Source organism: Tenacibaculum xiamenense (genome assembly GCF_964513065.1).
GTDB classification, from domain to species: domain Bacteria; phylum Bacteroidota; class Bacteroidia; order Flavobacteriales; family Flavobacteriaceae; genus Polaribacter; species Polaribacter xiamenense.
The window spans coordinates 32,920-35,388 of sequence record NZ_CAZEQU010000037.1 but is presented as its reverse complement, the minus strand read 5'-3'; the positions used below and the strand labels follow the sequence as shown (position 1 = coordinate 35,388).

The following is a 2,469-nucleotide window of genomic DNA, read 5'->3' as shown; positions in this document are numbered from 1 at the left end:
GGTAGGTCTGGGTTGTTTGGTTCTTCCACATCTGGAGTTCCATCACCATCAGTATCTGGTAAATTGTTACCATCTACTAAATCTCCTGTATCTATTTGACCATCACCATCTGCATCTGTTCCTCCTGCTTCTTCAACATCATTAATACCATCGCCATCACTATCTAAGTCTTGATAATCTGGAAGTCCATCGCCATCACTGTCTGGTCCTGTTGATGAAGTTCCTCCGTTATCTGGATCTACTGAGTCTGGGAGTCCATCTCCATCGGTATCCGTTTGATCATCAATCACTCCGTCATTATCTGCATCTAAACTAGGATCTCCTCCGCCTTCTACTAAGTCTGAGATTCCATCATTATCACTATCAGTATCTAAATAATCTGGTGTTCCATCGCCATCACTATCCGTTGGATTACTTGGATCAGTACCAACCTCTTCACTAGTTGGAATACCATCGCCATCATCATCTATATCTAATACATCTGGAATACCATCTCCATCTGAATCATCTGGTCCATTTCCATCGCCATCTGCATCATATTCTGAACCGTTACTAATACCATCACCATCACAATCACCTGTGGCTATTGCAAATGGATTTGGGATACATGGGTCTGTTGGGTTTGGATCAATCACATCACAAACACCATCTCCATCTGTATCGGTTACATTTGGATTACATGGATCTGCTGGATCTGGATCTATTGTATCACATACGCCATCATTATCTATATCTGTTGCATTTGGTATACATGGATCGGTTGGATCCGGATCTACTGTGTCACAAACTCCATCACCATCGGCATCCGTATTGTCTGGTACACATGGGTCCGTTGGGTCCGGATCTACTGTATCACATACGCCATCATTATCCTCATCATTACTATTCGGATTACATGGATCTGCTGGGTCAGGATCTATCGTATCACAGATTCCATCACCATCGGCATCTGCACTATCTGGACTACATGGATCCGTTACATCAGGATCTACTGTATCACACACGCCATCGTTATCTTCATCATTACTATTCGGATTACATGGATCTGCTGGATCTGGGTCTACCGTGTCACAAACTCCATCACCATCGGCATCTGTATTGTTTGGTATACATGGATCGGTTGGATCGGGATCAACTGTGTCACAAACGCCATCATTATCCTCATCATTACTATTTGGATTACATGGATCCGCTGGATCGGGATCTACTGTATCACATACGCCATCTCCATCAGCATCCGTATTATTTGGTACACATGGATCGGTTGGGTCTGGGTCTACTGTATCACATACGCCATCACCATCCTCATCATTACTATTTGGATTACATGGATCCGCTGGATCTGGATCTACTGTATCACAAATGCCATCGCCATCTGCATCCGCACTATCTGGGTTACATGGATCTGTTACATCAGGATCAACTGTGTCACAAACGCCATCATTATCTTCATCATTACTATTTGGATTACATGGATCCGCTGGGTCTGGGTCGATTGTATCACATACGCCGTCGCCATCTGCATCCGTATTATCAGGACTGCATGGATCATTTGGATCTGGATCTACTGTGTCACAAACACCATCACCATCACTATCCGTTCCATTTGGCACACATGGATCTGCTGGGTCTGGATCTACTGCATCACAGATTCCATCGCCATCCGCATCTGGTGCTCCTATTGGACATGGATCTGTAATATCTGGATCGACAGTATCACAAATACCATCACCATCAACATCTGTTCCATTTGGTATACATGGATCCGTTGGATTTGGATCTATCGCATCACATACACCATCACCATCACTATCTGATCCGTTTGGACTACATGGGTCATTTGGATCAGGATCTACCGTATCACATACACCATCACCATCACTATCTAAAGCATTCGGATCACATGGACTATTTGGATCTGGGTCTATTGTATCACAAATGCCATCGCCATCTGCATCTGTTGCATCTGGAATACATGGATCCGTTGGATTTGGATCTACTGCATCACAATAACCGTCGCCATCTTCATCGGCACTATCTGGGTTACATGGATTGTTTGGATCGGGATCTATTGTATCACAAATGCCATCACCATCAGCATCTGTTGCATCTGGAATACATGGATCCGTTGGATTTGGATCTACACTATCACAATAACCATCGCCATCCTCATCAGCACTATCTGGATTACATGGATTGTTTGGATCGGGATCGATCGTATCACAAATACCATCACCATCAGCATCTGTTGCATCTGGAATACATGGATCCGTTGGATTTGGATCTACTCCATCACAATAACCATCGCCATCTTCGTCATTACTATTTGGGTTACATGGATCGTTTGGATCGGGGTCTATACTATCACATACACCATCATTATCTGCATCTATTCCATTTGGAATACATGGATCTGTTGGATTTGGATCTACACTATCACAAACGCCATCGCCATCTTCATCATTCCCA

Annotated in this window: 1 protein-coding gene (only partly in view); it reads right to left on the bottom strand. The window is 43.7% G+C overall.

Every position in this 2,469-nt window falls within one protein-coding gene, locus ACKTTV_RS17000, for a Calx-beta domain-containing protein, read on the bottom strand. The gene is 12,306 nt long; 34 of those nucleotides lie to the left of the window and 9,803 to its right, leaving coding positions 9,804-12,272 in view, spanning codon 3,268 (partial) through codon 4,091 (partial); the first complete codon in reading order (the gene reads right to left) occupies window positions 2,466-2,468. The start codon and the stop codon both lie outside this window.